The following is a 26,993-nucleotide window of genomic DNA, read 5'->3' on the forward strand; positions in this document are numbered from 1 at the left end:
ATCTCCCTTAACCTAGGCTAATTTGTACGTCAACGCCCGCAGCAAGGTCTAGACGCATTAGAGCATCAACAGTTTTGTCTGTTGGCTCAACAATGTCGATTAGACGTTTGTGAGTACGAATTTCGTACTGATCACGAGCATCTTTGTTAACGTGTGGAGAGATAAGAACTGTGAAACGCTCTTTACGAGTAGGCAGTGGGATCGGACCACGAACCTGTGCGCCAGTGCGCTTGGCTGTTTCAACGATTTCCGCTGTAGAAGCATCGATTAGTTTGTAATCGAAAGCTTTTAGGCGGATACGGATACGTTGGTTCTGCATGAGACAGAGCTCCAAAATTAAAAATTACACAAACAATATCGCCACTCATACTCGAATAGCCGAGAGAATGTCGATTGATTTATGTGAAACCGTAGCATCCAAGATTAGGACGCATTGTCAGTTAATTTTCGATTAACCATCCCTATATACCAGAGTCACCTCTGGGGATAGTTTTTCCGAAGAAAAGATAGTTAATTGTATTAACTGCGAACATAAGCTGAGTTTACATTACCTGAAAAATCTTAACGACAATTCAGCTCCTCGTTACTCATTGGTTCACAACTGGATTAACCAGTGCGCTGCATTATACAGATAGCAAATTGACATGCAAGTGTTGTTTGAAAATTAAACGGCTATAAAATCAAATAGTGATAATTATTCTTGCCGAAAAAACAAAGCGCAGATAGGCAAGCCATCTGCGCTTGAACCACTTAAACTAATTGAGCTAGTCTTTGACGTACTGCTTCAAATAAACAAACCCCTGAAGCAACTGACACATTCAAACTAGACACACTGCCCGCCATAGGAATTTTTATCAAATCGTCACAGGTTTCACGAGTCAAGCGTCGCATACCATCGCCTTCGGCACCCATTACAATAGCAAGTGGACCAGTTAATTTAGCTTGATAAATATCATGCTTGGCTTCACCAGCTGTGCCGACAAACCAAACACCATGCTCTTGCAAAGCTCGCATAGTACGCGCTAGGTTAGTGACACGAACAAGTGGCACACTTTCAGCGGCGCCACAAGCCACTTTACTTACTGTCGCGGTAATGTTTGCTGACTTATCTTTAGGCACAATCACAGCCGCAACACCAGCAGCATCGGCATTACGTAGACAAGCGCCTAAGTTATGCGGATCGGTAACCCCGTCTAAAACCAACAACAGCGGGTTGTCATGCTGAGCAATAATATCGTCTAAATCATGTTCATTGAGTTGTTTAGCTGGTTTAACTTTTGCCATGATCCCCTGATGATTAGCACCACAGGCTTTATCATCCAGCGTCTTACGTGTCATTTGCTGAATAGAGACACCACACATTTGCAGCTGATTGATAATCGGCATCAGCCGATCGTCTTGACGACCTTTTAAAACAAAAGCTTCAACAAAACGCTCTGGTTCTTTTGCAAGCACCGCTTTTACGGCATGAATGCCATAAATAAATTCATTACTCATTAATTTTTCCGATTAGTGTTTCTTAGCCCGAGCCTTTTTGGCTTTGTTACGTGGCTTTTTCTTCGCTGCTTTATTTTCAGGTTTCTTCGACGCTTTGCTGCCTTTCCCTTCACTATGAGCTTCATCTGGTCTTTTTGTCGGCTCAACTACTGGCTTAGCTTTGCTTCCACTGCGCTTACCCTTTTCGGCAGCACTCTTTTTTGCCTTAGCTTTCTGCTGAGCTTCTGCTGCACGCTTCTTGGTCGTTTTACCTTTTCCGCGTAGCTTACGGCTTGTTTCAACTAATTCAAAGTCTATTTGCCTATCATCAAGGTTTACCGACAGCACTTTCACTTTAACCGCATCACCAAGACGATAAATTGCGCCAAAACTTTCACCGATAAGTCTTTGACCAATTGGATCAAATTGATAGTAATCATTAGCAAGGTTCGAAATATGCACTAGGCCATCTATGTGTAACTCAGTCAAGCGCACAAAAAAGCCAAAACCTGTTACGTTAGCAATAACCCCTTCAAGCTCCTCACCAACGTGATCTTGCATGTACTCACATTTCAACCAGTCAGAAACTTCTCGGGTTGCATCGTCGGCGCGTCGCTCAGTCATAGAACACTGCTCACCATAAAAATCCATGTCATCGAAGGAATAATGGTAGCCACCAGTCGGCGTCCAGCGATCTTTAAGCGTGCCATTTTCCTTTGCAATAAGGTATTTGATTGCGCGATGCAATAAGAGATCAGGATAACGACGAATCGGCGAGGTAAAGTGCGCGTAACGTTTAAGGGCCAACCCGAAGTGACCACGGTTATCGGCGTTGTAAACCGCTTGTTTCATCGACCGCAGCAACATGGTCTGAATAAGCTCTTTGTCTTGACGCTCGCCAATCTGGCGGATCAATTCCGCATAATCGGTCGGTGAAGGCACAAGACCACCTTTTAAATCAAGGCCAAGCTCACTTAAAAAGTCACGAAAGCCCATTAAGCGTTCTTCACCGGGAGATTCATGGATCCGGTACAAAGCCGCCTCTTTCGCTTTTTCAACTAAAGACGCAGAGGCAATATTGGCCAAAATCATGCATTCTTCGATGATTTTATGCGCATCATTACGAATCACAGGCTCAATGCTCTCTATTTTACGTTCTGCATTAAAAATAAATTTGGTTTCGACAGTCTCAAACTCAATCGCACCGCGATGATCGCGCGTTTTCTTAAGCACCTTATACATTTTGTGCAGCTCTTCAAGATGAGGCACCAAAGGTTCATACCTTTGACGCAATTCTTCATCACCTTCAAGAATATGATGCACCTTATTATAGGTAAGACGGGCATGAGAGTTCATTACCGCTTCATAATGCGTGTAGCCAGATAGCTGGCCTGACTCAGAGACCATCATCTCACATACCATACACAGGCGATCAACCTGTGGGTTGAGTGAACAAAGGCCATTAGACAGCACTTCAGGCAGCATAGGGACGACTTGCGATGGGAAGTAAACCGAGTTACCACGATTGATAGCTTCTTTATCTAGTGCCGAATCAGTACGCACATAATAACTAACATCAGCAATCGCTACCCAAAGCCGCCAGCCACCACTTTTTTTCGCCTCGCAGTAGACAGCATCATCAAAATCTCGCGCATCTTCACCGTCGATAGTCACTAACGGTAATTCACGTAGATCCACTCGTCCTTGCTTGGCCTCTTCCGGCACCTCTTCCCCCAAACCCGAGATTTGCTCATCAACTTCTTCTGGCCACTGATGAGGAATTTGGTGGGTACGAATGGCAATCTGAGTCTCCATACCGGGTGCCATATTCTCACCTAATACTTCAACCACCTTACCTGTCATGCCACGAGCGCGAGAGTCACGGTCAGTAATTTCAATCACCACCACATTACCCATACGAGCACCAGCACGTAATTCGTTGGGGATCAAAATATCTTGGCTGAGCCTTGAATCATCAGGTACCACATAAGAATACCCATATTCCATAAAGAAGCGGCCAACGATTTGCCCTTGCTTTTCTTCCAGCACGCGCACCAAACGACATTCAGTTTTACCTCGTTTTGAGTTTTGCGTTGGTTGCACCAATACAAAGTCGCCATGAAGCACGTTTTTCATCTGATGATGAGGCAGTAAAACATCCTTTTCTTTACCAACACTGCCTTCAGGGCGAACCCAGCCATGACCGTCTTTATGACCTATCACATAGCCTTTAATCATTTCCAATTTTTCAGGCACGGCATAGCATTGGCGACGAGTAAACACCAACTGACCATCTCTTTCCATCGCTCTGAGTCGGCGGCGCAATCCTTCATATTGCTCTTCACCTTTTAAATGCAGGGCTTCAAACAAATCGTTACGATTGAGTGGCGTGCCTGCTTTCTCAAGAAACTCGAGAATAAATTCACGGCTGGGGACCGGATTGTCGTATTTCTCGGATTCGCGTTCGGCAAAAGGGTCGTTTGGAGTCTGTTCTGACATAGGCACGCCTAATTCTACAAGGGAGGTATTTAAAGCTAGTATATCCGACTCACTTACTAAGCTACAGGAGAGTTAGGTCAAAATGCTAAATTGTCATGCTATTTTCATAGCTTAAGACTCATTGGTAGAGTTTTTGAATGTAAATGGTGAGAAGTGTAGAGTATTACAATAAGCCGCTTTATCAAACTCACTAAAGCAGCATCTTTTATATGGATCAGTGCAATATGCCTCTCACTATTAGGTTCAGAATTCTTATAACAGTGGTGGCTTTGGAGATTTTGTAATAGTCATCCATGGTAGCGATTTTTCTTCGCCAGCTCAGAATTAATAACTTAATTAATAAGGAAACCGCTTGATTATTTAGGATAAACTTGCTAATGACTTTTAGCAAATTGAGCCTGAGTGCAGTCAGGTGTCAGTTAAGCAAGTTGGCTACCAGAGCGTTTCTCGTTTTTTCGCTCTAGCAATGATATTTTGCGGCATACGCCGTTCCAGCCCTTGACGCAAGACGGAAATCCGTTTGTGGGTTCGCTGATCAGCGGTGACTGAAACATAGAGCCAGCGATAAGCATCTTCATAGTCAAGCGGGCTACCATAATCTCGCAGCAACAATTCCGCTAAGTGAATTCTGGCTTTAAGATTACCCATGGCGGCCGCTTCCCTTAGGTAAGGGATCGCTCGCTCTTTATCTTGTTGCACCAATGTACCACGAGAATAGTAACGTCCTAATTGCTCAAGAGCAGCAGGCAAGCCCTGATGAGCCGCATTTTCGATGTAGTACAAACCAAGCTCAACGTCTTGTTCAACACAAACTCCCCACGCCAGCATATCACCATACAAAAACTCGTATGAAGGTAAACTTATTCGAGTTGCTCGGGCAACAATGTCTTCGACGATCTGACAATTATCGGCCTTAACTTGCTCTAGGTGCTTATTTTCATTAATTAGTTTTATTAGTTCAGCTTCGGTATATATGGGTATCGGGTTACCAATATCGGTATACTCATTGGCAACAGCCGCAGAAGTCCCAAACAGTAATACCATCGAAGCAGCTAACTTTCTTAGCTTCATTGTCTGCACTCTTTGACTTCGATAATGTGTTTATCTGTCTTACCAAGACAGTGACGCCGCCTAGCGCCTATGAACTCAAGATTGACTTTATAATCAGCCATCTTAAATCCTGTATCGGCAACAGCAGATAAGTCTTTAATCAAAATCGCCGAAGACTGGCAAAAAGTTGCCACACCTAAGTATAGATAATCACCACCCATCAAACATAAAAAAACCAGCACTCTCATGCTGGTTTTTATAATCTTTCATAACGCGCAAACTTAAACTTGGTAAGGATGCACCTTAATAATGGTTTCGTTGCGATCTGGTCCTGTAGAGATTATGTCTACAGGTACGCCTGTCAGATCTTCAATACGCTTAATGTAATCAAGAGCAGCTTTGGGAAGCACTTCTAAAGATTTTGCACCAAAGGTAGTTTCAGACCAACCTGGCATTGTTTCGTAGATTGGTGTCGCTGCTTCAAAAGATTCAGCCGCCATTGGCGACACTTCTAAAACAGAGCCATCTTTCATCTTGTAACCAGTACAGATCTTGATTTCTTTAAGACCATCAAGAACGTCTAGCTTAGTCAAGCATATACCAGTTAGCGAGTTAATTTGGATCGCACGGCGCATAGCAACAGCATCAAACCAACCTGTGCGGCGAAGACGACCAGTCGTTGCTCCAAACTCATGGCCCACATCACCTAAATGCTTACCAACAGGGTCCTGCTTGTCTTGACCATCGTAAAGTTCGGTTGGGAATGGACCAGAACCAACACGGGTACAGTAAGCCTTAGTAATACCAAGGATGTAGCCGATATGACGAGGACCAAAACCAGAACCTGCAGCCACACCACCAGCAGTAGTATTTGAGGAGGTTACGTATGGATATGTGCCGTGGTCGATATCTAATAAAGTACCTTGTGCACCTTCAAACATGATCTTATCGCCACGTTTACGGGCTGCATCAAGTTCGTCAGTTACATCGATCACCATTGAAGTCAATAATTCAGCGTAACCCATGCATTGTTCAAGAACGGCTTCATAGCTAACAGTGTCTACTTTGTAGAAGTGTTCTAGCTGGAAGTTATGGAATTCCATCACTTCTTTAAGTTTCTCAGCAAAGACATCTTTATCGAAAAGATCACCAACACGCAAACCGCGACGAGCAACTTTATCTTCGTAAGCCGGGCCGATACCACGACCTGTTGTACCAATTGCTTTTTTACCACGAGCAATTTCACGCGCGTTGTCAATAGCAATGTGGTAAGGAAGAATGAGAGGACAAGCTTCAGAAACGAAAAGACGCTCGCGTACTGGAATGCCACGCTCTTCAAGTGGTTTCATTTCTTTCAATAATGCTTCTGGCGACAAAACGACGCCGTTGCCGATAACACACTTTACGTTATCGCGAAGAATACCGGATGGAATTAAATGAAGAACGGTTTTTTCACCGTCAATGACAAGAGTGTGACCTGCGTTGTGACCGCCTTGATAGCGAACCACATATTTTGCATCTTCAGTTAAAAGGTCTACAATTTTACCTTTACCTTCGTCACCCCATTGGGTGCCCAGAACGACAACGTTATTTCCCATCTTTCCAAGTCTGATAGCTAGTTAAAAATGGATTCTAGCACCGAATTACATTCGTTGCAGTCATTTTTTAATTACAGGTAGGTTATCAAGCGTTAACCCCTTGTGAGCACTAGCATTAAACATAATTTAAGACCTATTCGTCAGCGTAGATCTTGACCACTAATGCACCATCAAGGCCGATACTTGCGCGATACATTCCACTGCTGTTCATGGCGAAGTGAATGGCTCCCTTACTATCAATAGCAATCACGCCACCTTCCCCTCCCATCAGCTTTAATTCACCTTGGATTACAGCTTCACTTGCGGTGCGCACATCTTCTTTTAGATAACGCATACGAGCCGCAATATCACTGGCTACAGTTTTACGAATAAAGTATTCACCCATGCCTGTCGCTGACAGGGCAACATTACCATTTTCTGCAAATGTACCTGCGCCAATGATGGAAGAATCCCCTACTCGACCATATTTTTTATTGGTAACCCCTCCAGTGCTAGTTGCGGCAGCGAGATTGCCAAGTTGATCTAACGCAACAGCACCCACAGTGCCATGTTTGTTATCATCAGGATACTTAGATTCAGATAAGGCGAATAAACCCTTTTGTTTCATCGACTGCAATTGGTCATAGCGACGGTCGGTAACAAAATAATCTTGTTCTGTGTATTGATGCTTTTGCTCAAAAGCAAACTCTTCTGCACCATCACCAATAAGTAACACATGCGGACTGCGTTCCATCACATCGCGCGCCAGCTCAACCGGATTACGAATATGACGCACGCCAGCCACTGCGCCAGCATTAGCCTCTTTACCATGCATTACAGAGGCATCCATCTCAACGATTTCTTTATCGGTCAATACTGAACCACGCCCTGCATTAAAATGAACTGAGTCTTCAAGTACTTTAACAGCTGCAACCACTGCATCCATTGCATCACCGCCATGAGTAAGAATCTCATGACCAACGCGAACCGACTTTTCGAGTTCATTACGAATATCTGAGCTTAACTCTTCACACATCTGCTCACGTAAAATAGTACCAGCACCGGCGTGAATGGCCATTGAGAATGGTTTAGTCACGTTGTACTCCTGTCGTTTATATTTGCTTTTCATCACACCTGAGATAAACAAAAAGCGCAAGTTAATCTCTTAATCTTGCGCTTAAAATTAGTAACCTAAACACACTGCTCAGGAAATTATACTGCGATTAGTTACTACAGCTACCGCCACCACAACAGTCATCATGATCTTCAGCATGATCGTGATCATGGCTACCACAGCTACCATCAGCTTGATGAACATGACCATGTTCAATTTCTTCCGCAGTGGCTTCACGAATTGCCACGACTTCAACATCAAATGTCAGTATTTGTCCGGCTAGCATATGGTTGCCATCAACCACGACATCATCACCATCCACTTCCGTCACTTCGACTGGAATAGGGCCTTGGTCAGTATCTGCTAGAAAGCGCATGCCTACTTCAATTTGCTCAACACCTTGGAATACGTTTGCAGGTACACGCTGTACAAGTCCATCGTTATGCTCACCATAGGCTTCTTCAGGGGAAACTGTTACCGAAAACTGAGCACCTGCTTCTTTACCTTCAAGAGCTGTTTCAAGTCCTGTGATCAGGTTACTATTGCCGTGCAAGTAATCGAGTGGCGCTTCTGTTGTCGACTGATCAACAACTACACCATCTTCTAGCTTTACTTGATAAGCTAGGCTCACTACCACATTCTTTTCAATTTTCATAATGACTCCAAGGAGATAAAGAAACGGAGCAAATAATTGCTCCGATTTAACGTTTTCTATGCCGCTATTATGGGGATCAATTACAGAAACTCAATTAATCTGGCTTAAAAATTCCGATCATCTCTTGTTGTGCGTGTTCAGTTTTTTCGACAACCTGTGGCTTACGTTGTTCTTGATATTCACATTCAACGCATTCGACTAACTCAATATTATTCTCTATCCACCAACGCAAAGTATCCTGCTGGGAACACTTAGGACAACTAGCACCTGCAATAAATCTTTTTTTCATTTTTTTCATTCCAATACATCACCCATAAACTCCTCTAACGATACTTTTACGCTAGTAGGGCAAAGAGGGTTTGGAGTTAATCCCAAAAGTTCTTTGATTGTTGATCTCTTTCCATTTCCCGACCAAAGATTTCTTCCAATTCTTTGCGGGCTTCCCTAGCTCTCATCGCCAGTTGCTTATCTTCATGGTGCTGAGGAAGTAACTCTTTCAACATGCCATGATCAAGCTTTTTAAAGTGAGCTTCCGCTCGTTTAGCCTGATAAGGATGCATACCAAGTTCAACCAAAGCTTGACGCCCTAGGTCCAATGCACCTAAGAAAGTTTCGCGAGAGTAATTTTCGACACCATGGCCAATCAACTGGTAGGCCTCAACTCGGCTTCTCGCACGAGCAAAGAGTTTAAGGTTCGGGAAGTGATATTTACATAACTCAACAATTTTCATGATCTCTTCTGGCGAGTCAGTACATATCACCATGGCTTCAGCTTTATTCGCCCCTGCTGCTCTTAACAAATCAAGCTGGGTTGCATCACCATAAAATACTTTATATCCATATTTTCTCAATAAGTGAATCTGGCTGGCATCACTTTCCAATACCGTGACCCGTATTTTATTGGCATACATTAAACGACCAATAATCTGACCAAAACGACCGAAACCAGCAATAATCACACGAGGTTGTCGATTAACAACATCACTGTGCTTTAGCCCTGACTCATCAAAGTTTAACCCCCGTGCATACCACTTACTTTGAGCCATCAAAAGCAGAGGTGTAGTCACCATGGACAAACTCACCACAACCAATAAGAAGGCATTTTGCTCAGGAGCAATCAACCCTTCTTTACTCGCCGCAGTAAAAATAACAAATGCAAATTCACCACCTTGGCTCAAAATTGCTGCCATCTTGCTACGTACTTTGGGCCGCCCGCCAGATAATCTTGCAAGGAAATACAGAATCAAACCTTTAATTACAACCAGACCAAATACTGCGGCCAATACGTTTAGTGGCTCTAGCGCCAACAAGCCCAAATTAACCGCCATACCAACAGCGATAAAGAACAGACCAAGCAGCAACCCTTTAAAAGGTTCAATCGCAATCTCTAACTCATGTCGGTATTCACTTTCAGCAAGCAGTACTCCAGCAAGGAAAGTACCTAACGCCATGGATAGGCCAAGGTGCTTCATCAATAAAGCAATACCAATAACTAGCAATAAAGCAGCAACAGTGAATAGCTCTCGTACACCACTTAAAACGACATAGCGAAACAAAGGACGTAGCAGGAAATGCCCACCTACCAGCAACCCTACTACGCCGCACAACATCCAAATAGCATCAGACCAATTACCCACAGTGTTACCCGCCAAAATAGGCAAAATCGCCAACATGGGGATAACAGCAATATCTTGAAACAAAAGTACAGCAAAGCCAGATTGACCAGTTTCACTACCAGCCAACCCTTGCTCTTCTATCACCTTTAGGGCAATAGCCGTCGAGGAAAGTGCCAGTCCCATACCTATGACTAAGCTTGTTTGCCAACTGAGCCCAAAAAAGTAGGCCACTATACTTATAGCTGCAGTTGAAATAACAACCTGAGCTCCACCAAGCCCTAAAATTGGCCCTTTCATCTGCAACAATTTTTTGGGATTTAACTCCAAACCTATCAGAAACAGCAGCAGTACCACGCCAAATTCGGCAAAGTGCAAAATGGCTTCAACGTCACTGATTAAGCTAAAGCCCCAAGGACCAATTACTACTCCAGCTAACAAATAACCAAGAACTGAACCCAGTCCTAACCGCTGAGCGAGAGGCACCGCAATAACCGCAGCGGTCAAAAAAATCACGCTGCTTTGTAAGAAATCACTTTCAAGTGCCAAGCGGGTCTCCTTTGATATCAATACTGGTAGCCAAATCTGTGGTCACATTGAGTAGCCAACGGCAATAATTTTCAGCGTGTTGATAGCGGTCTACCTCAGAAATATTCCTTGCCCAGTAAAGCACCAAAGGTTCAATCCAATGCATTTGGCACAAGGCCGCTGACAACTCAAAAGGTTGAAGTATTTCAGACAAGGGGTATCGGTTATACCCTTCACTACAAAAAGCTTCTTCATTACCGCCAGTGGTAATTATGCTGCGCCAATACTTACCTTTCAGAGCCTCTCCTTTGCCGTAGGCAAAGCCTTTTGCTAATACTCTATCCATCCACTCTTTAAGTAATGCTGGACAAGAATACATATAGAGAGGGTGCTGGAATACAATTACATCGTGCTCTAAAAGGAGTTGCTGCTCCGCATCAACATCGATGAAAAAATCAGGATAGTAGGCATATAAGTCACGCACGGTGACCTGTTCAAGCGAAGCGATCTTTTTGATCATAACTTGGTTCGCAACCGAACCGTGTGATTCAGGATGAGCATAAATCACCAGAACTTTTGCGACTTCGGGAAAGTCAGTGTTTAAATCATTTACCGCCATGTTTTAAGCAGTCATCCTTTTATTCTCAAGACATAAGAGAGTTTTTATCAGTATGAGTTTGTTATACGTTGTTGTTAAGCATAACGCAATGATCGACATTTTATCTCATTCCTCCTACTATTCGACGCGATAAGAGAACTATTAAATAATAAACAATAAAGCGTAAAACTATGATTACCTTTTCTGATATCCAACTACTTCGGGGTGGTAAAGCCTTACTGGATAATACCTCAGCAACCATTCACCCAGGCGATAAAATTGGCTTAGTGGGTAAAAATGGTTGCGGCAAATCAACCCTATTTGCACTGATTAAAAACGAACTCTCTATTGATGCCGGTAACTTCAGTTGCCCTTCTCATTGGGAATTAGCATGGGTCGCTCAAGAAACCCCTGCAATAGAACGACAAGCTTTGGATTATGTCATTGACGGTGATCGTGAATACCGCGGTCTGGAAGTCAAGCTTGCCAAAGCCGAGCAGGACGATAATGGAACTCTAGTTGCCGAGTTGCATGGAAAAATAGAAACCATCGGTGGCTACAGCATCCGTGCCCGCGCCGCTGAGCTACTCGATGGCCTTGGGTTTTCTCAGCAACAGATGAACTGGAACCTAACCCAATTTTCCGGTGGTTGGCGAATGCGTTTAAACCTCGCCCAAGCCCTGCTGTGCCGCTCAGACTTATTACTACTTGATGAACCAACCAACCATTTAGATCTTGATGCTGTAATGTGGCTAGAACGCTGGTTGCAGAATTACCCTGGAACTCTAATCTTAATTTCCCATGACCGAGACTTTTTAGACCCAGTCGTTAACCGTATTATTCATGTTGAGAATCAGCACCTCAATGAGTACACAGGTAACTATTCGTCCTTCGAAACCCAACGGGCGCAGAAGTTGATTCTCCAACAAGCCATGTATCAGAAGCAACAAAAGCAAATGGCACACATGCAAAGTTACATTGACCGTTTCCGCTACAAAGCCTCGAAAGCGCGTCAGGCTCAGAGCCGAATTAAAGCTCTAGAGAAAATGGAGCAGGTCCTGCCAGCGCAGTTCGATAACCCTTTCAGCTTTGAGTTTCGCCAACCCAATGCGCTACCCAATCCAATCATCATGATGGATGAAGTCTCAGCAGGCTATGATGACAACCTGATCCTAGAAAAAATTCGTCTCAACCTTGTACCAGGTAGCCGTATCGGCTTGCTGGGCCGAAATGGGGCGGGCAAATCGACACTTATCAAGCTATTATCGGGAGAACTAGCCCCCCAAAGTGGCAATCTCACCTACTCACAAGGGGTGAAAATTGGCTATTTTGCCCAGCACCAATTGGAAACACTTCACCCACAAGAAACGCCTATGCAGCACATGATGCAGATAGCGCCGGACAAAAATGAACTTGAACTACGCAATTATCTGGGCAGCTTTGGTTTTCAGGGTGATAAAGCCCTAGACCCAGTTGCACCATTTTCTGGGGGAGAAAAAGCTCGCTTGGTTTTGGCTCTGGTTGTATGGCAAAAACCCAACTTACTGCTGCTTGATGAGCCTACCAACCACTTAGACCTCGATATGCGTCAAGCATTAACGTTTGCCCTGCAGACCTTTGAAGGGGCGATGGTGATAGTGTCTCACGATCGTTATTTACTGCGTGCGACCACCGACGATCTTTATCTAGTACATGACCGACAGGCTGCGCCTTTTGACGGAGACCTTAACGATTACTACAAATGGCTAACTGAACAACAAAAAGCCGAACGTCGCGAAACACAGGCCCAATTACCAGAAAAAAACACCGCTAACAGCGCTGCCGCAAAAAAAGAACAAAAGCGTCGTGAAGCTGAACTACGTAAACAAACAGCACCTATTCGCAAAGCCTTGACCAAATTAGAAGCTCAAATGAATAGTTTAAGCTCGGCACTCAGCCAAGCAGAATTAGAATTATCCGATAGCGCACTGTATGAGTTGGAAAATAAAGCTAAACTTAATCAAGTATTAACGAGTCAGAGCCAAGCCAAAATGGAACTTGAAGACATCGAGTTAGAATGGATGGCACAACAAGAAGAACTAGAAAACATGGAACAGGAGTTTAATAGCCAATGAGCTCAAAGCACGTATCAGTGTCCCTAACTTTAGAACGCCTGTGGCAATTTAGCTTGCAATATTATAGCGTCAGGGAAGTAAAAGATGCGTGCCTCATTTTACAAAACCAGTTCAAAGGCAACGTCAACCTTCTCCTGCTGCTTAAATGGCTCGATGAACAGCAAGCCACTTTCCTTGACGAAGATTGGCATAAAGTCGAGCAGTGTCTAGGTCGCTCTGAAACCTTGCTACACAGCTACCGAGATTTACGACGCAAGCTTAAGTTTCATATTCCTGAGACCTTGTATCGTGAATCACTCCAGTTTGAACTACAGCTTGAAAAGCAGCAACAATCTGACCTAGTTGACTGCATCAACAGTATAACGTTATTGCATAATAAAAAAGATCCTCTGACATTAAGGTATTGTCGTCAACTCGGGGGGGAACACTTACACCAAGCGTTTGCTCAGCCAATAGATGACCTTACTCATCAATAGGAGTTGCTATGACAAATTTCACTGCAGCCAAAGGTTTATCCAATCCACACCTGCAGACGTTAGTCCCTCGCTTTATCCGGAAAAAGGCATTATTTGAGCCAATCTGGCAACGATTTGATACTCAAGATAATGATTTCATAGACCTCGCATGGAGCGAAGACTGGCAAACTGCACAAGCACAAAAAAAACCAATTTTTATTCTCTTTCATGGCCTAGAAGGTTGTTTTTATAGCCCATACGCCAATGGTTTAATGCATGCTTTTGCCAAGCAAGGTTGGTTATCCGTGATGATGCACTTTCGCGGTTGCAGCGGCCAGCCCAACCGCAATGCACGTAGCTATCATTCAGGTGAGGTAGAAGATGCGCGCTATTTCCTTGAGCATATAAACCTCCAGCTTCCTAATCAGACAAAAGTTGCAGTCGGCATATCAATTGGAGGTAACATGTTGGCGAATTACCTCGCGCAATATAACAAAGAGCCTATTATCTCTGCTGCAACAATTATATCAGCACCTTTAGACCTATCGGCTTGCTCTGCGCGCATCGAACAAGGATTTTCAAAAATCTACAAAACCTACTTACTTGCTTCATTGAAAAAAAATGCACTGCGAAAACATCACCTAATTAAAGGCGAGTTAGACGTTTCTTACCAAAGCATTAAACGTGTAACCAAGCTTTATGAATTTGATGATTTAATCACAGCACCATTACATGGTTTTAAAGGTGCGCAAGACTATTATCAGCGCTGCTCTGGCATTCACAAACTTAAGGACATTCGTCTTCCCTTGCAAATCATCCATGCGAAAGACGATCCTTTTATGACAGAGGCAGTGATACCTAAATATGCATTACCTAGCAACATCGACTATCGATTATTTGAGCAGGGCGGTCATGTCGGCTTTGTAACCGGAAGCGCTATAAGACCTAAGTTCTGGCTTGAAGAGGCACTGCCTGCTTACTATCAAAGTTGGGCTTTATCTACATAATGCATTACACACCATCGAACATAAAAGAAAGAGGTATTTATGATCGTTCCTTGGCAACAAATTGCTCCCGAAACTCTAGCTAACTTAATTCAAGAATTCGTACTCCGTGAAGGTACCGATTACGGAACATCCGAGGTACCTTTACAAGACAAAATTGACCAAATTAAACACCAACTCGAATCTGGAGAAGCCGTTGTGGTGTTCTCGGAACTTCACGATACAGTTGATATCCAGCTCAAACAAAAATTTTCTTTTTAGAGCACAGCATACAGTGCTGCCTTAACAAAGCATGTTATAGTGAACTGCAACAATGGACAGTTATTCATAGACAAGGGTTGGCATGTCAGCAAAACATCCAGTTATCGCCGTTACTGGCTCTTCAGGTGCCGGAACTACAACTACATCCGAAGCTTTTCGCAAGATGTTCAACATGATGAAGGTTAAACCCGCTTGGGTTGAAGGTGATAGCTTCCACCGCTTTACGCGCCCCGAAATGGACGTTGAAATTCGCAAAGCCAGAGAGCAAGGGCGGCATATTAGCTACTTTGGGCCTCAAGCAAATGACTTTCCTACTTTGGCAGAGTTTTTCCGTAAATATGGTAATGACGGCATTGGTAAAATCCGCCGTTATCTCCATACCTTTGATGAAGCGGTCCCATTCAATCAAATGCCGGGCACATTTACTCCATGGCAAGAGCTTCCAGAAAGCTCTGATGTATTGTTTTATGAAGGCTTACATGGTGGTGTCGTTGATGGTGATATTAACGTCGCGCAGCATGTTGACTTTCTAATTGGCATGGTACCTATCGTCAATCTTGAGTGGATTCAAAAGTTTGTTCGAGATACCCGTGATAGAGGTCATTCCCGAGAAGCAGTGATGGACTCGATCGTACGCTCGATGGATGATTACCTAAACTACATCACTCCTCAATTTTCTCGAACTCATATTAACTTCCAACGAGTACCGACCGTCGATACCTCAAATCCACTCAATGCCAAGGGGATCCCGAGCCTTGATGAAAGTTTTGTTGTTATCCGTCTACGTGGTATTAAAAATGTTGATTTCCCTTACTTGCTGGCAATGATAGACGGCTCATTTATGTCGCGACACAATACCATCGTTGTACCTGGAGGAAAGATGAGTTTTGCTGTTGAGTTAATTGTTCGTCCGATACTTCAACAATTAATTGAAACCGGAAAAATTGGTTAAGACTTACTTTAGATACACGATTACTTTTCATACCGTGATCATGTGCACATTTTTGCGTACGAAATAACCAATCACAGGCGATTAAAATCAAGAAATCAATTCAAAAAAAAGATACTATTTGAAACAGAAACAAAGATGGCTTGCAGCATTTGTAAAGTGCTCTTATCCTAGTAGGTCTTGATTCAAGGCTTAGCTAAAACATGGAAAGTAGCAAGCGTACCCTGCAGAGGAAGTGAGATATTATGGTTCTAGGTAAACCTCAAACTGATCCAACATTAGAATGGTTCCTTTCACACTGTCATATTCATAAGTACCCATCTAAGAGCACATTGATCCATGCTGGTGAGAAAGCGGAGACGCTTTACTACATAGTCAAAGGTTCAGTTGCGGTACTTATCAAAGACGAAGAAGGCAAGGAAATGATACTGTCTTACCTAAACCAAGGTGACTTTATCGGTGAGCTTGGTTTGTTCGAAGAAGACCAAGAGCGTACAGCATGGGTTAGAGCTAAGTCGCCTTGTGAAGTAGCGGAGATTTCGTTCAAGAAATTCCGCCAACTTATTCAAGTCAATCCTGATATCCTAATGCGCCTATCTTCACAGATGGCGAGTCGCTTGCAAGTGACCAGCCAAAAAGTGGGTGACCTTGCTTTCTTGGATGTAACTGGCCGCATTGCGCAGACACTACTAAATCTAGCTAAGCAGCCTGATGCAATGACACACCCAGACGGCATGCAGATCAAGATTACTCGCCAAGAAATTGGCCAGATTGTTGGCTGTTCACGTGAAACGGTTGGTCGTATCTTGAAGATGTTGGAAGAGCAAAATCTAATTTCAGCACATGGTAAAACGATCGTCGTATACGGCACTCGATAACCAGCAATCTAAATCTTAAGCCGAGTTAAAATTAGCTCGGCTTAAATTTCAAGTTTGTTAATTACCTTGCTCTATTCTAACCTTAGTTTGAATTTTAACCGTAAATTTCAAACAGGATAGACTCATGCTAACAAGACTTATTTCTCAGCTGTTACTGGTTTGCAGTCTTATTTCGTCACTGGCAGTTGCCCAAACCACCATAATTCACCCTATACCTCGAGAAGGTTCAGAACTCGATCGCTACGCTATTAACCTCATTCAATTTCTTGTCGATAAATCAGGTGAAGGCATTTTACTCCAACCTTACAAAACGCCTGTTGATTCCCAATCTCGTAAAGTTAACCTACTTAAAGATGGTAAAATCACCATTGACTGGCTAGGTGCAGATAAGACTCTGGAGCAAGAGCTAATCCCTATTCGCTACCCTGTTTTTCGAGGGCTACTCGGTCACCGTATTTTTATCACTAACAAAACTACTGCAGCCAAATTGGGGACCATAAACAACATAGAAGAATTGCGTAAGCTCGGCATAATACAGGGCCAAGGCTGGGCAGATGTCAAAGTCTTAAAATCGGGTGGATTTAAAGTCAGAGAAGTCCCAAGCTTTGATAATATTTTCCGCATTGTTGATAGCGAGCGTACTGATTTATTCCCTAGAGCTGTTATTGAACCCTATAGTGAAGTTGCCCAGCGCAGCCAATTAACCAACTTAGTGGTTGATGACACACTGATGCTGATTTACCGCTTTCCCATGTTGCTCTTTGTTAGCCCTAAAAGCCCAGAAGTGGCAGAAAGGCTAAAAAAAGCATTTGAGGCTTCATACCAAGACGGTTCCTTTGTTGAATTCTTTGAACAAGCACCTCTAGTGAAAAAAACCTTTGAACAAGCCGGTATAACAAGCAGAAAAGCATTTAGTATAGATAACCCCCACCTGAGTGAAGAGACTCGCTCTATTCCAGATCAATATTGGCTGAGTGTGGCAAAATAGAAAAAAGCGCCTCAAATGGCGCCTTTTTTTTCAGTATTTTGATTCCCGTTCATGACTCGTTATTGGTACTTTCGAAAATTTTATCTGCCGATGCAGCAACAAATCCAGGGTACAGCTCCCCGTTATTCATTGGGTAACGCTTTGCGAACTCATAAAAGCCGCCAGGGACTGTTTGAGTGCTCTCTGTAAAAGAAACTGGCACTTTATCCGCCATAGTCGAGGACTGCTCAAGCAAAACTTCAGGTGACCCCTTAATCTCACCACCCGACTCGTTAATTTTAAAGCCTGCTTGACGAAGGTAATCATTAACTTGTTTAGCTTCCTCAAATGCATCAAGTTGATTGACACTAACGGTAAAATGATTTGCACCATAACCATGAGCTGCAAGCCAAGATGCGTATTCACTCTCTTTTGCTAATTGCTGGTAGTCTTCAAAACTCAGTTCCCAAAGACGTCCAGCGGATAAAAATTCATGACCACTTAGCTGATTAGCATCCACTTGTTTAACTAATTTGATTACTATATTTTGTAACTCTAGGGAGCACTCTTCTACTTTTAACTCGCTAATAAACACTTTAGGTTGATTGGGATCAGGGTGTTCATAGTGCTTAGCAACCAATTTTTTCGCCTCAAACTGATAATCACCGCACGGAACGTAGCCTATATCAATAAAAGGTTGAGCTATGACTTCCATGCTTACTGGGCTTAAGTTAAACGTGCGCAATGCGATATGATCGTTGATAAGTGGTTCACTTTCTTGCAACAGTTGGTGAACTTTATCTGCAGAAGGGCACAAGCGTTGAATATAGTCATTCCATAACGACTGAAACAAAACCTCTGGCGTCATAACGCCTCCTTGTCGGGTTATCTAGTTGGAATTAGGCTCACTGATAAGTCGATTCAGCAAGCCTTTATCATCCCTAAAGTAAGTGGGATCTCTTTACGATTTATAGCTCCACACCAGGACTAAGTGTTGCAGGTAAGACAGTTTCACCACCTTCCATTGACGCCATAGGGTATGCACAATAATCAGCAGCGTAATACGCGCTAGGGCGCAAGTTACCTGACGCGCCGGGCCCACCAAATGGGGCATCACCACTTGCACCAGTAAGCTGGCGATTACGATTCACAATACCAGCACGAATGTTATCCACAAAATAGTCCCATTCATCACCATCGGTTGAAACTAAACCTGCCGACAAACCAAAACGCGTGTCATTGGCTAACTCAACGGCTTTCTCTAAGCCTTGATATCGAACCACCTGAAGTAAAGGGCCGAAGTATTCCTCATCAGGTAGCTCAGCAATTGACGTTACATCTATGATACCCGGCGTGACAAACGCAGCTTCACCCGCTTTTGCTTCTAATAAGCTTTGCCCACCCAATTTGACCAGATTTGATTGAGCTTGAAGAATAAAGTCCGCTGCTGCTTTTGAAATCTGTGGCCCCATAAAGGGAGCTGGTTCAGCAAATGGTTGACCAACAAGAATCTTCTGCGTCGCTTCAAGCAATTTACTGATCAATACGTCACCCTTCTCGCCGACCGGTATATAGAGACGACGCGCACATGTACAACGTTGGCCTGCACTAATAAACGCCGATTGAATAATGGTGTACACCGTCGCATCTAGCTCCCCGTATTGCTCAGAAATTACCATGGGGTTATTGCCGCCCATTTCTAGAGCTAGCATTTTGTCCGGTTGACCTGCAAATTGACGATGGAGAATATGACCGGTATTAGCGCTACCAGTAAATAGAAGGCCATCAATGCCTTTTGACTCAGCGAGTGCAACGCCTGTTTCCTTAGCGCCTTGAACCAAGTTAATCACACCAGCAGGTAGACCTGCTTGTTGCCATAACTTCATCGCGAACTCACCTGTCAATGGTGTTTGCTCCGATGGCTTAAAGACCACTGTATTGCCGGCTAATAACGCGGGAACAATGTGTCCATTTGGTAAGTGACCCGGGAAATTATAAGGACCAAATACGGCCAATACACCTAGGGGACGATGACGTAAAACAATATGATTGCCAGCAGCTTCACGCTGCACTTCACCGGTACGGTCATGGTACGCACGAATTGAGATGGCTATTTTTCCAGCCATTGCCGCCACTTCCGTTCTGGTCTCCCATAAGGGTTTACCCGTTTCTTTAGCGATAATCTCAGCGATTTGTTCGCCGTTCTGTTTCAATTTTTCGGCAAAATCGAGCACTATTGCTTCACGTTCAGCGTAGGTACTTTTCTTCCAGCTTGTAAATGCAGCTCGAGCCGCATTAACAGCAGATTCAACCTGTTCAGGCGAGGCACTGTCACCTTGCCAAATAACTTCGTTGTTATATGGGCTTGTGGAGCTCATCGCTTCGCCTTGCCCAACAAGCCATTCACCCGCAATCCAATGTGTCATATTGTCATTCCTCTCAATTACTGGGCCAGCATGCGAACATAGTCGCCTTGCTTAACTTGCAAAGCCTCAGCCGCTTCCGGAGATAAAATTACAGACTCAGAGGCCTGATCATACGCAGCCTTAGTCGCCACCGCTCTAAAATGCTCAAAAGAAGTATTTGAAATCAGGTAATCTTGCGAGCTAGAGTGCTCGGAAATTGTTACTTTTGCACGGAAGGAATGACGGACAGACTCAATATTACGCACATCACACTCAACCGAAGGACCACCATCGAAAATGTCTACATAGTTGCGGCAAGTGAAGCCTTCTTTTTCAAGTAAGCGCAGTGCAGGTTTGGTATTTTCATGAACTTGCCCTATAACTGCCTGAGCCTCTTTACTGAGCAAATTAATGTAAATCGGCAGTTTAGGCATAAGATCAGCAATAAAGCCTTTCTTACCAATGCCTGTTAAATAATCCGCCATAGTGAAATCGATGGAGAAAAAGTGCTCTTGTAACCATTGCCAAAATGGTGAGTTACCTTCGTCATCAGACACGCCGCGCATTTCGGCAAATACCGTGTTAGAAAAACGATGTGGGTGCTCGGCCATCATCAAAAAACGACACTTTGACATTAACCGACCGTTCAATCCGCCGCGAAAGCTGGGCCTTAGAAATAAAGTACAAATCTCACTACAACCTGTGTAGTTGTTACCAAAAGTCAGCAATTTAACTACGTTATTAACATCAAGCTTAGGTGAAGAATGAACTATGGTACTGATATGATAAGAGTAAAATGGCACATCCCAACCAATAGAAGCTTCAACACCCGTACATCCAGCTACTTCACCGCTGTCGCTATCAAAACCAACCATCAAGTAACCTTCGTCACCGGGCTCAATCACGTTGGGTTTACTGAAGCTGTATTCGGAATGTGTAATTCGATTGGTCAACAATTCTTCATTAACCGGAAGTGATGTGAATCCATGTCCAGATTCGACAGCGCATGTATGCAAAGCATCATAATCCGACATTGTTATCGGGCGAACAACTAGCATCGATATTCCCTCCTGATGCATGTGCCAGTACCACTTATCATCGACTTACTGCTAAATTTTTTCATCGCAGCCAAGTGGTATTCACAACAGGTTATATTTAATTAAGATCTGAGTATCGTCTTAGCGTTGGGAATACATAATGTGTGGAACCGGAAAAGGAAGATCGACTTTAAGAGCCTATCTTCCATGGGTTTTAATTATTTACTAAGCGTCGCTAAAGCTTTATCTAACCTTGATAATCCTTGCTCTACTTCTTGCTTAGTGATCACTAGTGATGGGGTAAAGCGCACAACATTAGTGCCAGCTACCAGAATCATCAAACCTTCTTTACCTGCAGCAACTAATACATCACGAGCACGGCCTTGCCACTCATCATTTAGCGCAGCGCCAAGCAACAAACCTTTACCACGAATCTCAGCAAACATCTGATATTTTTCGTTGAGTTTATTTAAGCCATCTCTAAACCATGTTTCGCGCTCAGCAACACCTTTAAGTGTTTCTGGATCACTAACAATATCCACCACAGCTTCAGCCACTGCGCATGCTAGCGGGTTACCGCCATAAGTCGAACCATGAGTACCAATTTTCAGGTGCTCAGCAAGCGCGGTCGTCGTCAGCATAGCGCCAATTGGGAAGCCGCCACCAAGTGATTTTGCTGTGCTAAGAATATCGGGGGTTACGCCAAGGCCTTGATAAGCATAAAAATGACCTGTACGGCCGTTGCCTGTTTGCACCTCATCAAAAATAAGCAGAGCATTGTGCTTATCACACAGTTCACGGACCGTTTGTACAAACTCATCTGTTGGCGAGATGATACCGCCTTCACCTTGTAGAGGCTCCATCATAATCGCACAAGTGCGATCTGAAATATGAGCACGTAAGGTCTCAATGTCATTGTATGGTAAATGGGTTACATCACCCGGTTTTGGACCAAAACCATCAGAATATGCCGCTTGTCCACCTACAGTAACGGTAAAGAAAGTACGCCCATGAAAGCCCTGTTTAAAGGCGATAATTTCAGACTTCTCTGGACCAAATTTATCGGCAGCGTAACGACGAGCAAGCTTAAGCGCTGCTTCGTTTGCCTCTGCTCCTGAGTTGGCATAAAACACTTTCTCTGCAAAACTCTTTTCGGTGAGTTTTTTCGCCAGACGAAGAGCTGGTTCATTGGTCATCACATTACTAAGATGCCAAAGCTTTTGACCTTGTTCGGTCAAGGCGCTTACCATCGCAGGGTGGCAGTGTCCAAGACAGCTCACCGCGATACCACCAGCAAAGTCAATGTACTCTTTACCTTGCTGATCCCAAACGCGAGCACCTTCACCTTTGACAGGCACTATTTCCATTGGGTTATAACAAGGTACCATGACCTCATCAAACAAACCGCGTTCTACTTTATTTTCAACTGTCATTGCACATTCCCTCTCGATACCGCATGCCGGGCAATTTTTGCATCCTTGCTTCCTTATTAAGGAAAGCACATTTTGTTTTGCATATAAGCAATTACGGCATTGTATTTACATTTAATTAACCATTTCAATAGTGAATTATTCTTTTTATTCGACTATGAAAAGACGTCTCTTCACTTACATTGAGTATTTATGCACTAAGTCACTGCTTTTATGAAGCAATATATTCTTATAGCTAACATAAGCTGTCGTTAAACATAGTGATAACAAGGTTGGAGCGTTGGGCACCAAAGAGACGACGAATAGTTTTTCACAACATATTCGCAGGATGAAATATGAAAAAAATGTTAGAAAAGTGATCACTATCAGAATTTAGCTGGAGATAAATCACTCATCGACGTAAGAAATTAGCCAGTAGCTCGTGGCCTTGTTCTGTTTTAATTGACTCAGGATGAAACTGAACCGCCTCAATAGGCAGGGTTTTATGTTGAAAGCCCATGATTTCATCCATTGAACCATTTTCTCGCGTTGTCCATGCGGTCAGCTCAAAACAATCGGGTAAACTGTCATTTTTGACCACCAGCGAGTGGTAACGAGTGACCGTGAGTGGATTATTGAGTTGGGTAAATACGCTGCGGTTATTATGGCAAATGGCAGATGTTTTACCGTGCATCACCTGACGTGCACGCACCACTTCTCCGCCAAAAACTTGCGCAATTGCTTGATGGCCTAAGCAAACGCCCAAAATTGGCAATTTACCTGCAAAATGCTCAATCACACTGAGTGAGATACCTGCTTCATTTGGCGTACATGGACCTGGTGATATCACCAAATGAGTGGGGTTAAGCGCTTCAATTTCTTCAAGGCTAAGTTCATCGTTACGTACCACTTTTACCTCTGCGCCCAACTCGCAAAAGTACTGATACAAGTTGTAGGTAAAGGAGTCGTAATTATCGATGATCAGCAGCATAGCTCTTAAACAGTTTTGATAAATCGCATATATGAGGCGGTATTGTGCATTACCAAAGCCGAAAGGCAAGGATTAACTCGACAAAGCAAGAGAAAAAGGCTTAGCACATAAGGCCTGGTTAAATCGTCGCTCAGTAAAGAAATGACTTATCGCACATTTATATAACAATTACTACCTATTGATAATTGATATCTCTATAATTTGCCGCTTATTAAAAAGTTAACATGGTTGTTATCAAATAAGATTGTTATTAAATAAACGAGAACTATAAATGAAACTAAAACATATTGCAGTGGCTGGACTTTCAACCTTCATATTAAGTGCCTGCCAAACCACCCCAGTTGAAAATATCCACACCACGGCCTCGCAAGAAACCATCGATGAAGCGAAAAAGAATTTCAAAGATGCAGAAAACTTTAAAGTGTTAGACAACGGCGTTATCTATTATTCCCGCTATATATCAGGAAACTATCGCTGGAGCCCTGCTCGTTCGAAAGAGTTAACCTACCGCCTAGCATGTGAAGACTTACGTTGGTATTTAGAGCGCGGCATGGTGTTAAGAGCGGCTAGAAGAGGCAAAGGCGCGATAACGCTAGACTATGATTTAGAGCGCTGCGAAACCGAAACACCCACCAATATTTACGATTCATAACATCAACCGCCACTGTTTGCAGTGGCGGTTTCTATTTTAATATAAGCTCTAATATGGCCTCCATTCAGCTATTTACGTCTGCGCCATAGGGCTAGGCCAAATAAAGATAAGACAGCACCAAAACCAAATGAGCCAGCCATTTTTAACTCAAGCACCGCAGGGTCGTGATCTGACGAGCGAAAGTGATCGGTATATTTTGGCAAATCGCCTGTGTATCTGTCACCGTATTCAAACAGAGTCGATTCACCGCCATTAATATGCCACTCAGTGGCATCGGCCATATATTCTTCAAGGCTTGGACTAATCAAAATATGATCGAGCGCGCCTACTTCATCATTGTATGAAAAGCTCCAATTATTTGGGTGCTTAGCAGCAATCGCATTAATGTAGCCATAGCTGTGATGAATAACCTCACCCTGATCGCCAACCTGCTCAGCGCCGCCAATATAGGTATTGCGCGCCGCTTTAATCACTTTGCCATATTGCTTTTGGCTATAATCGGTCAGCACCAGCATGGGGTCTTCTTTACCATAAGCATTCAAGTCACCCAATATCACCTTGTGGCCTTTAATGTTTTTCAGTGTATCCCCCAAGGCAACCGCCGCTGAAACTCGGAAGTTTTCACACGCACCTTGCTTGTCAGGGTCTCGCCCACCTTGCCCACCTTGCTCGATTGGCGCAGCGTCTTCCCAACATTTGGAACCTTTTGATTTGAAGTGATTGACCGCAACGGTTATCAATTTATCGGTATCTTTGACCTGAAAAGTTGGAGCCAGTGCATTACGCTGGTAATTCTTACCATCTTCAATGACCTTACCATCGTCATCAAGCACTTGTGGGGCTTGTTGGCTTGGCATTTCAATTACACGCGGTGTTTTGAGCTTGACCACTCTCGTGCGATAAAGGACCCCTGTGGTAATGGCATCAGTACCAATATAATCGTTTTTGTCGATGGTTTTGTCGCCATTGCTATCAATAGCAACAAACTTATAGCGATCTTTTTTGTTGTCGATATGCTGATTCAACTGCTCTACAAGCTGGCCAATCGCGCCATTTTCTCCCAAGCCGTTATTTTCAATTTCCATTAAACCTATAATATCGGCATCAAGGCGCAAAATGGCATTAACAATCTTGGCTTGCTGAATTTCAAACTCAGCATAGGTCTTAGCGCCTCGGTTGCCCCCATTTGGGTTATTGTCTCCACCAAAGGGGGAGTTGAAATAGTTAAGCACGTTAAAGGTCGCGATTCTCAAATCACCCTTTTCTTTAACCTCTGGTGATTGAGTACGTGGGTAGCGGCGAATAAAGTTTTCATTGGTTACACGATTGGTCGCAATTAAACGATAGTCTCCATAGCTATAACTCAGTACGCCTTCAATGCCAACAATGGTATCGCCAATGCGAATATAATCTTCGGTCGAGCCATCTTGATCAACGTCAGTGAGACCAAAGTCAGGGTAATAAGGGATAATACCATTTGGCGCTTTGTTGTCAGATTCAATAAACAATCGCCGCTGACTATTATCAATACTTTGCTGCTTGGCCTTCTCTGAGCCTGCGGCAAAGAGTTGGTTTGGGTGCATATTGATGCTCCCTTGTGCTAACACCATATTATTGCGCTTAGCCGCATAATCATAGCCGAAGGTGCGCGTGACTCGCATATCAAGACTAGCACTTGTCTTAACCAACATACCTTCATAGCGCTCTAGCGTTTGCTCAAAGCTGGTATCATCGGCAAAAATATCAATACCTGTTGCAACTGGGGGAGTTTGCTCACCCTGCTTAACCCAAGTGTTTTTACCTGCTTTTAGCTGAGTCTGCTGATAGTTTTCCTGCACTTTACCTTTAACGCAGACTAGATCGCCTGGTTTAAGCTCAGACTGAGATTGATTGGTTTCAACAAACAGGCCTTCTGAGGTTTTAGGGTTACCATCATCGTTAAGCGCTTGTAGATAAAACCCCTTAGTCAGGCCGCTGGTGACGGCGCTGACTACACCTTGTACATACACTTCCTCATCAGATATGAAGGCACCTTTATCGAGTAAAGGAGAAGAATCGCCTGCACCTTGAATGTCATGAATTGAGGTAAAGACTGGGTCCTGACCGTCTTGCTCGCAAGCAAACGGCTCTGGCGCTTGACCGCCATTAAGCTCACCCAAACCTTGAATGTCATTCTTATCTAACTCTAGCCAATTTGAAGCTTGATAACGAGAAGAAGGAGAAAAGTCATCTTGGCTGCGCGTCAAAGTGACGTCTTTTGCAAAATCACTTCCGCCCATATCACCGATTACATCATGTACTTGACCATTTTTAAGCAAGGCAATCGGATCATTACCGTTAAAGCCAAGCACATCCTTTTCTAGAAAATTACTGACGTTTTTAATGTCATCGCTTGATTGCGAATGACCAATCACTAAGACGCTTTTAGCCTGTATGACTTTACCGTCCAATGGCAGCTGGCTATCCCATTGGCCACGACCATTGATAGATTTGGCCAAACTGTAGCCATTAAGTAACACCTGACTATTACCTGTGTTGGCAATTTCAATGGCTTTATTATTACTGCTACCTTCGACGTATTGAGAAATGATAATCTCAGACATTGCTGGCGTAGAGAGAACACTTGCGACCATTGCTGCAAGTAGGGTAGGAGTTAGTTTTTGTTTCATTCTGTCCACCTTGCATCGCTTCCTTTGCTATGTAGGGTTTAGAAAGCGCGTTTCAATTCCCTTTTCCTGTTGAGAAAAGACTTATAAAGCTC

25 protein-coding genes are annotated in these 26,993 nt (G+C 43.6%); 8 read left to right on the forward strand and 17 right to left on the reverse strand.

Going from position 1 to position 26,993, the window contains the following annotated elements:
• Positions 1 to 7: 7 nt before the first annotated feature.
• From rpsJ to kefG, 11 genes are all read right to left on the reverse strand, one after another.
• Positions 8 to 319, reverse strand: coding sequence for a 30S ribosomal protein S10 (gene rpsJ, locus OCV27_RS13550; protein WP_001181007.1), 312 nt, complete (start codon positions 317 to 319; stop codon positions 8 to 10).
• Positions 320 to 750: 431 nt separating this feature from the next.
• Entirely contained in the window at positions 751 to 1,497 is a 747-nt protein-coding gene (gene rlmB, locus OCV27_RS13555) for a 23S rRNA (guanosine(2251)-2'-O)-methyltransferase RlmB (RefSeq protein ID WP_125320747.1), read from the reverse strand.
• 12 nt (positions 1,498 to 1,509) lie between these two features.
• A complete protein-coding gene (gene rnr, locus OCV27_RS13560) occupies positions 1,510 to 3,975 on the reverse strand; it encodes a ribonuclease R (protein WP_125320748.1) in 2,466 nt (821 codons plus the stop codon).
• Between the two features lie 432 nt (positions 3,976 to 4,407).
• Positions 4,408 to 5,046, reverse strand: a complete 639-nt coding sequence (motX, locus tag OCV27_RS13565; protein WP_125320749.1) for a flagellar protein MotX — start codon at positions 5,044 to 5,046, stop codon at positions 4,408 to 4,410.
• Complete coding sequence (locus OCV27_RS13570) at positions 5,043 to 5,273, reverse strand: hypothetical protein (protein ID WP_125320750.1); 231 nt, start codon at positions 5,271 to 5,273, stop codon at positions 5,043 to 5,045. The genes motX and OCV27_RS13570 overlap by 4 nt, the downstream gene beginning before the upstream one ends.
• A gap of 33 nt (positions 5,274 to 5,306) precedes the next feature.
• The gene (locus OCV27_RS13575) at positions 5,307 to 6,623 is read right to left on the reverse strand and encodes an adenylosuccinate synthase (protein WP_125320751.1); all 1,317 of its coding nucleotides are present in this window, start codon (positions 6,621 to 6,623) and stop codon (positions 5,307 to 5,309) included.
• 133 nt (positions 6,624 to 6,756) lie between these two features.
• Entirely contained in the window at positions 6,757 to 7,698 is a 942-nt protein-coding gene (locus tag OCV27_RS13580) for an isoaspartyl peptidase/L-asparaginase family protein (protein ID WP_125320752.1), read from the reverse strand.
• A 127-nt stretch (positions 7,699 to 7,825) separates the two neighbouring features.
• Positions 7,826 to 8,371, reverse strand: coding sequence for a peptidylprolyl isomerase (gene slyD / locus OCV27_RS13585; protein ID WP_125320753.1), 546 nt, complete (start codon positions 8,369 to 8,371; stop codon positions 7,826 to 7,828).
• Positions 8,372 to 8,465: 94 nt separating this feature from the next.
• Entirely contained in the window at positions 8,466 to 8,669 is a 204-nt protein-coding gene (locus OCV27_RS13590; protein WP_420919468.1) for a YheV family putative zinc ribbon protein, read from the reverse strand.
• 67 nt (positions 8,670 to 8,736) lie between these two features.
• Positions 8,737 to 10,533, reverse strand: a complete 1,797-nt coding sequence (gene kefB / locus OCV27_RS13595) for a glutathione-regulated potassium-efflux system protein KefB (protein ID WP_125320755.1) — start codon at positions 10,531 to 10,533, stop codon at positions 8,737 to 8,739.
• Positions 10,523 to 11,131: a glutathione-regulated potassium-efflux system ancillary protein KefG gene (kefG, locus tag OCV27_RS13600; protein ID WP_125320756.1), complete on the reverse strand. Its 609-nt coding sequence runs from the start codon at positions 11,129 to 11,131 to the stop codon at positions 10,523 to 10,525. Before kefG ends, kefB begins: the two co-directional genes overlap by 11 nt.
• A gap of 170 nt (positions 11,132 to 11,301) precedes the next feature.
• Between kefG and OCV27_RS13605 the strand changes: the two genes are divergently transcribed.
• The 7 genes from OCV27_RS13605 to OCV27_RS13635 all read left to right on the forward strand — a co-directional run bounded on the left by OCV27_RS13605 (position 11,302) and on the right by OCV27_RS13635 (position 17,759).
• Positions 11,302 to 13,224, forward strand: coding sequence for an ABC transporter ATP-binding protein (locus OCV27_RS13605; RefSeq protein WP_125320757.1), 1,923 nt, complete (start codon positions 11,302 to 11,304; stop codon positions 13,222 to 13,224).
• Positions 13,221 to 13,700, forward strand: a complete 480-nt coding sequence (locus tag OCV27_RS13610) for a TIGR02444 family protein (protein WP_125320758.1) — start codon at positions 13,221 to 13,223, stop codon at positions 13,698 to 13,700. The genes OCV27_RS13605 and OCV27_RS13610 overlap by 4 nt, the downstream gene beginning before the upstream one ends.
• An 8-nt stretch (positions 13,701 to 13,708) precedes the next feature.
• The gene (locus OCV27_RS13615) at positions 13,709 to 14,686 is read left to right on the forward strand and encodes a hydrolase (protein WP_125320759.1); all 978 of its coding nucleotides are present in this window, start codon (positions 13,709 to 13,711) and stop codon (positions 14,684 to 14,686) included.
• A 39-nt stretch (positions 14,687 to 14,725) separates the two neighbouring features.
• Entirely contained in the window at positions 14,726 to 14,944 is a 219-nt protein-coding gene (locus tag OCV27_RS13620) for a YheU family protein (protein ID WP_125320760.1), read from the forward strand.
• 82 nt (positions 14,945 to 15,026) lie between these two features.
• Complete coding sequence (locus OCV27_RS13625) at positions 15,027 to 15,896, forward strand: phosphoribulokinase (RefSeq protein ID WP_125320761.1); 870 nt, start codon at positions 15,027 to 15,029, stop codon at positions 15,894 to 15,896.
• Positions 15,897 to 16,138: 242 nt separating this feature from the next.
• Positions 16,139 to 16,771, forward strand: a complete 633-nt coding sequence (gene crp, locus OCV27_RS13630; protein WP_009602948.1) for a cAMP-activated global transcriptional regulator CRP — start codon at positions 16,139 to 16,141, stop codon at positions 16,769 to 16,771.
• Positions 16,772 to 16,895: 124 nt separating this feature from the next.
• Complete coding sequence (locus tag OCV27_RS13635; RefSeq protein ID WP_125320762.1) at positions 16,896 to 17,759, forward strand: type 2 periplasmic-binding domain-containing protein; 864 nt, start codon at positions 16,896 to 16,898, stop codon at positions 17,757 to 17,759.
• A 49-nt stretch (positions 17,760 to 17,808) separates the two neighbouring features.
• Here the strand turns inward: OCV27_RS13635 and OCV27_RS13640 are convergent, their stop codons facing one another.
• The 5 genes from OCV27_RS13640 to OCV27_RS13660 form a co-directional block, all read right to left on the reverse strand.
• Complete coding sequence (locus OCV27_RS13640) at positions 17,809 to 18,606, reverse strand: DUF1338 domain-containing protein (RefSeq protein WP_125320763.1); 798 nt, start codon at positions 18,604 to 18,606, stop codon at positions 17,809 to 17,811.
• Between the two features lie 100 nt (positions 18,607 to 18,706).
• A complete protein-coding gene (gene astD / locus OCV27_RS13645) occupies positions 18,707 to 20,164 on the reverse strand; it encodes a succinylglutamate-semialdehyde dehydrogenase (protein WP_125320764.1) in 1,458 nt (485 codons plus the stop codon).
• A gap of 17 nt (positions 20,165 to 20,181) precedes the next feature.
• On the reverse strand, positions 20,182 to 21,201 hold the full coding sequence (gene astA / locus OCV27_RS13650) for an arginine N-succinyltransferase (protein ID WP_125320765.1): 1,020 nt from the start codon (positions 21,199 to 21,201) through the stop codon (positions 20,182 to 20,184).
• A gap of 197 nt (positions 21,202 to 21,398) precedes the next feature.
• Positions 21,399 to 22,613 (reverse strand): aspartate aminotransferase family protein, encoded by a 1,215-nt coding sequence (locus tag OCV27_RS13655; RefSeq protein ID WP_125320766.1) that lies wholly within the window; start codon positions 22,611 to 22,613, stop codon positions 21,399 to 21,401.
• Between the two features lie 388 nt (positions 22,614 to 23,001).
• Entirely contained in the window at positions 23,002 to 23,580 is a 579-nt protein-coding gene (locus OCV27_RS13660) for an aminodeoxychorismate/anthranilate synthase component II (RefSeq protein ID WP_125320767.1), read from the reverse strand.
• A 271-nt stretch (positions 23,581 to 23,851) separates the two neighbouring features.
• Between OCV27_RS13660 and OCV27_RS13665 the strand changes: the two genes are divergently transcribed.
• On the forward strand, positions 23,852 to 24,232 hold the full coding sequence (locus OCV27_RS13665) for a hypothetical protein (protein ID WP_125320768.1): 381 nt from the start codon (positions 23,852 to 23,854) through the stop codon (positions 24,230 to 24,232).
• Between the two features lie 68 nt (positions 24,233 to 24,300).
• Here OCV27_RS13665 and OCV27_RS13670 read toward each other — a convergent pair whose 3' ends face one another.
• Positions 24,301 to 26,901 (reverse strand): ExeM/NucH family extracellular endonuclease, encoded by a 2,601-nt coding sequence (locus OCV27_RS13670; RefSeq protein WP_125320769.1) that lies wholly within the window; start codon positions 26,899 to 26,901, stop codon positions 24,301 to 24,303.
• Between the last annotated feature and the right edge of the window lie 92 nt (positions 26,902 to 26,993).

Origin of the sequence: Vibrio pectenicida (assembly GCA_024347015.1) — a bacterium.
GTDB lineage: Bacteria > Pseudomonadota > Gammaproteobacteria > Enterobacterales > Vibrionaceae > Vibrio > Vibrio pectenicida.

Excerpts from the sequence above, each read along its gene's own strand:
- rpsJ (WP_001181007.1), bottom strand. The coding sequence starts at position 319 with ATGCAGAACCAACGTATCCGTATCCGCCTAAAAGCTTTCGATTACAAA.
- rlmB (WP_125320747.1), bottom strand. The coding sequence starts at position 1,497 with ATGAGTAATGAATTTATTTATGGCATTCATGCCGTAAAAGCGGTGCTT.
- rnr (WP_125320748.1), bottom strand. The coding sequence starts at position 3,975 with ATGTCAGAACAGACTCCAAACGACCCTTTTGCCGAACGCGAATCCGAG.
- motX (WP_125320749.1), bottom strand. The coding sequence starts at position 5,046 with ATGAAGCTAAGAAAGTTAGCTGCTTCGATGGTATTACTGTTTGGGACT.
- OCV27_RS13570 (WP_125320750.1), bottom strand. The coding sequence starts at position 5,273 with ATGAGAGTGCTGGTTTTTTTATGTTTGATGGGTGGTGATTATCTATAC.
- OCV27_RS13575 (WP_125320751.1), bottom strand. The coding sequence starts at position 6,623 with ATGGGAAATAACGTTGTCGTTCTGGGCACCCAATGGGGTGACGAAGGT.
- slyD (WP_125320753.1), bottom strand. The coding sequence starts at position 8,371 with ATGAAAATTGAAAAGAATGTGGTAGTGAGCCTAGCTTATCAAGTAAAG.
- OCV27_RS13590 (WP_420919468.1), bottom strand. The coding sequence starts at position 8,669 with ATGAAAAAAATGAAAAAAAGATTTATTGCAGGTGCTAGTTGTCCTAAG.
- kefG (WP_125320756.1), bottom strand. The coding sequence starts at position 11,131 with ATGGCGGTAAATGATTTAAACACTGACTTTCCCGAAGTCGCAAAAGTT.
- OCV27_RS13605 (WP_125320757.1), top strand. The coding sequence starts at position 11,302 with ATGATTACCTTTTCTGATATCCAACTACTTCGGGGTGGTAAAGCCTTA.
- OCV27_RS13610 (WP_125320758.1), top strand. The coding sequence starts at position 13,221 with ATGAGCTCAAAGCACGTATCAGTGTCCCTAACTTTAGAACGCCTGTGG.
- OCV27_RS13615 (WP_125320759.1), top strand. The coding sequence starts at position 13,709 with ATGACAAATTTCACTGCAGCCAAAGGTTTATCCAATCCACACCTGCAG.
- OCV27_RS13620 (WP_125320760.1), top strand. The coding sequence starts at position 14,726 with ATGATCGTTCCTTGGCAACAAATTGCTCCCGAAACTCTAGCTAACTTA.
- OCV27_RS13625 (WP_125320761.1), top strand. The coding sequence starts at position 15,027 with ATGTCAGCAAAACATCCAGTTATCGCCGTTACTGGCTCTTCAGGTGCC.
- crp (WP_009602948.1), top strand. The coding sequence starts at position 16,139 with ATGGTTCTAGGTAAACCTCAAACTGATCCAACATTAGAATGGTTCCTT.
- OCV27_RS13635 (WP_125320762.1), top strand. The coding sequence starts at position 16,896 with ATGCTAACAAGACTTATTTCTCAGCTGTTACTGGTTTGCAGTCTTATT.
- OCV27_RS13640 (WP_125320763.1), bottom strand. The coding sequence starts at position 18,606 with ATGACGCCAGAGGTTTTGTTTCAGTCGTTATGGAATGACTATATTCAA.
- astD (WP_125320764.1), bottom strand. The coding sequence starts at position 20,164 with ATGACACATTGGATTGCGGGTGAATGGCTTGTTGGGCAAGGCGAAGCG.
- astA (WP_125320765.1), bottom strand. The coding sequence starts at position 21,201 with ATGCTAGTTGTTCGCCCGATAACAATGTCGGATTATGATGCTTTGCAT.
- OCV27_RS13655 (WP_125320766.1), bottom strand. The coding sequence starts at position 22,613 with ATGACAGTTGAAAATAAAGTAGAACGCGGTTTGTTTGATGAGGTCATG.
- OCV27_RS13660 (WP_125320767.1), bottom strand. The coding sequence starts at position 23,580 with ATGCTGCTGATCATCGATAATTACGACTCCTTTACCTACAACTTGTAT.
- OCV27_RS13665 (WP_125320768.1), top strand. The coding sequence starts at position 23,852 with ATGAAACTAAAACATATTGCAGTGGCTGGACTTTCAACCTTCATATTA.
- OCV27_RS13670 (WP_125320769.1), bottom strand. The coding sequence starts at position 26,901 with ATGAAACAAAAACTAACTCCTACCCTACTTGCAGCAATGGTCGCAAGT.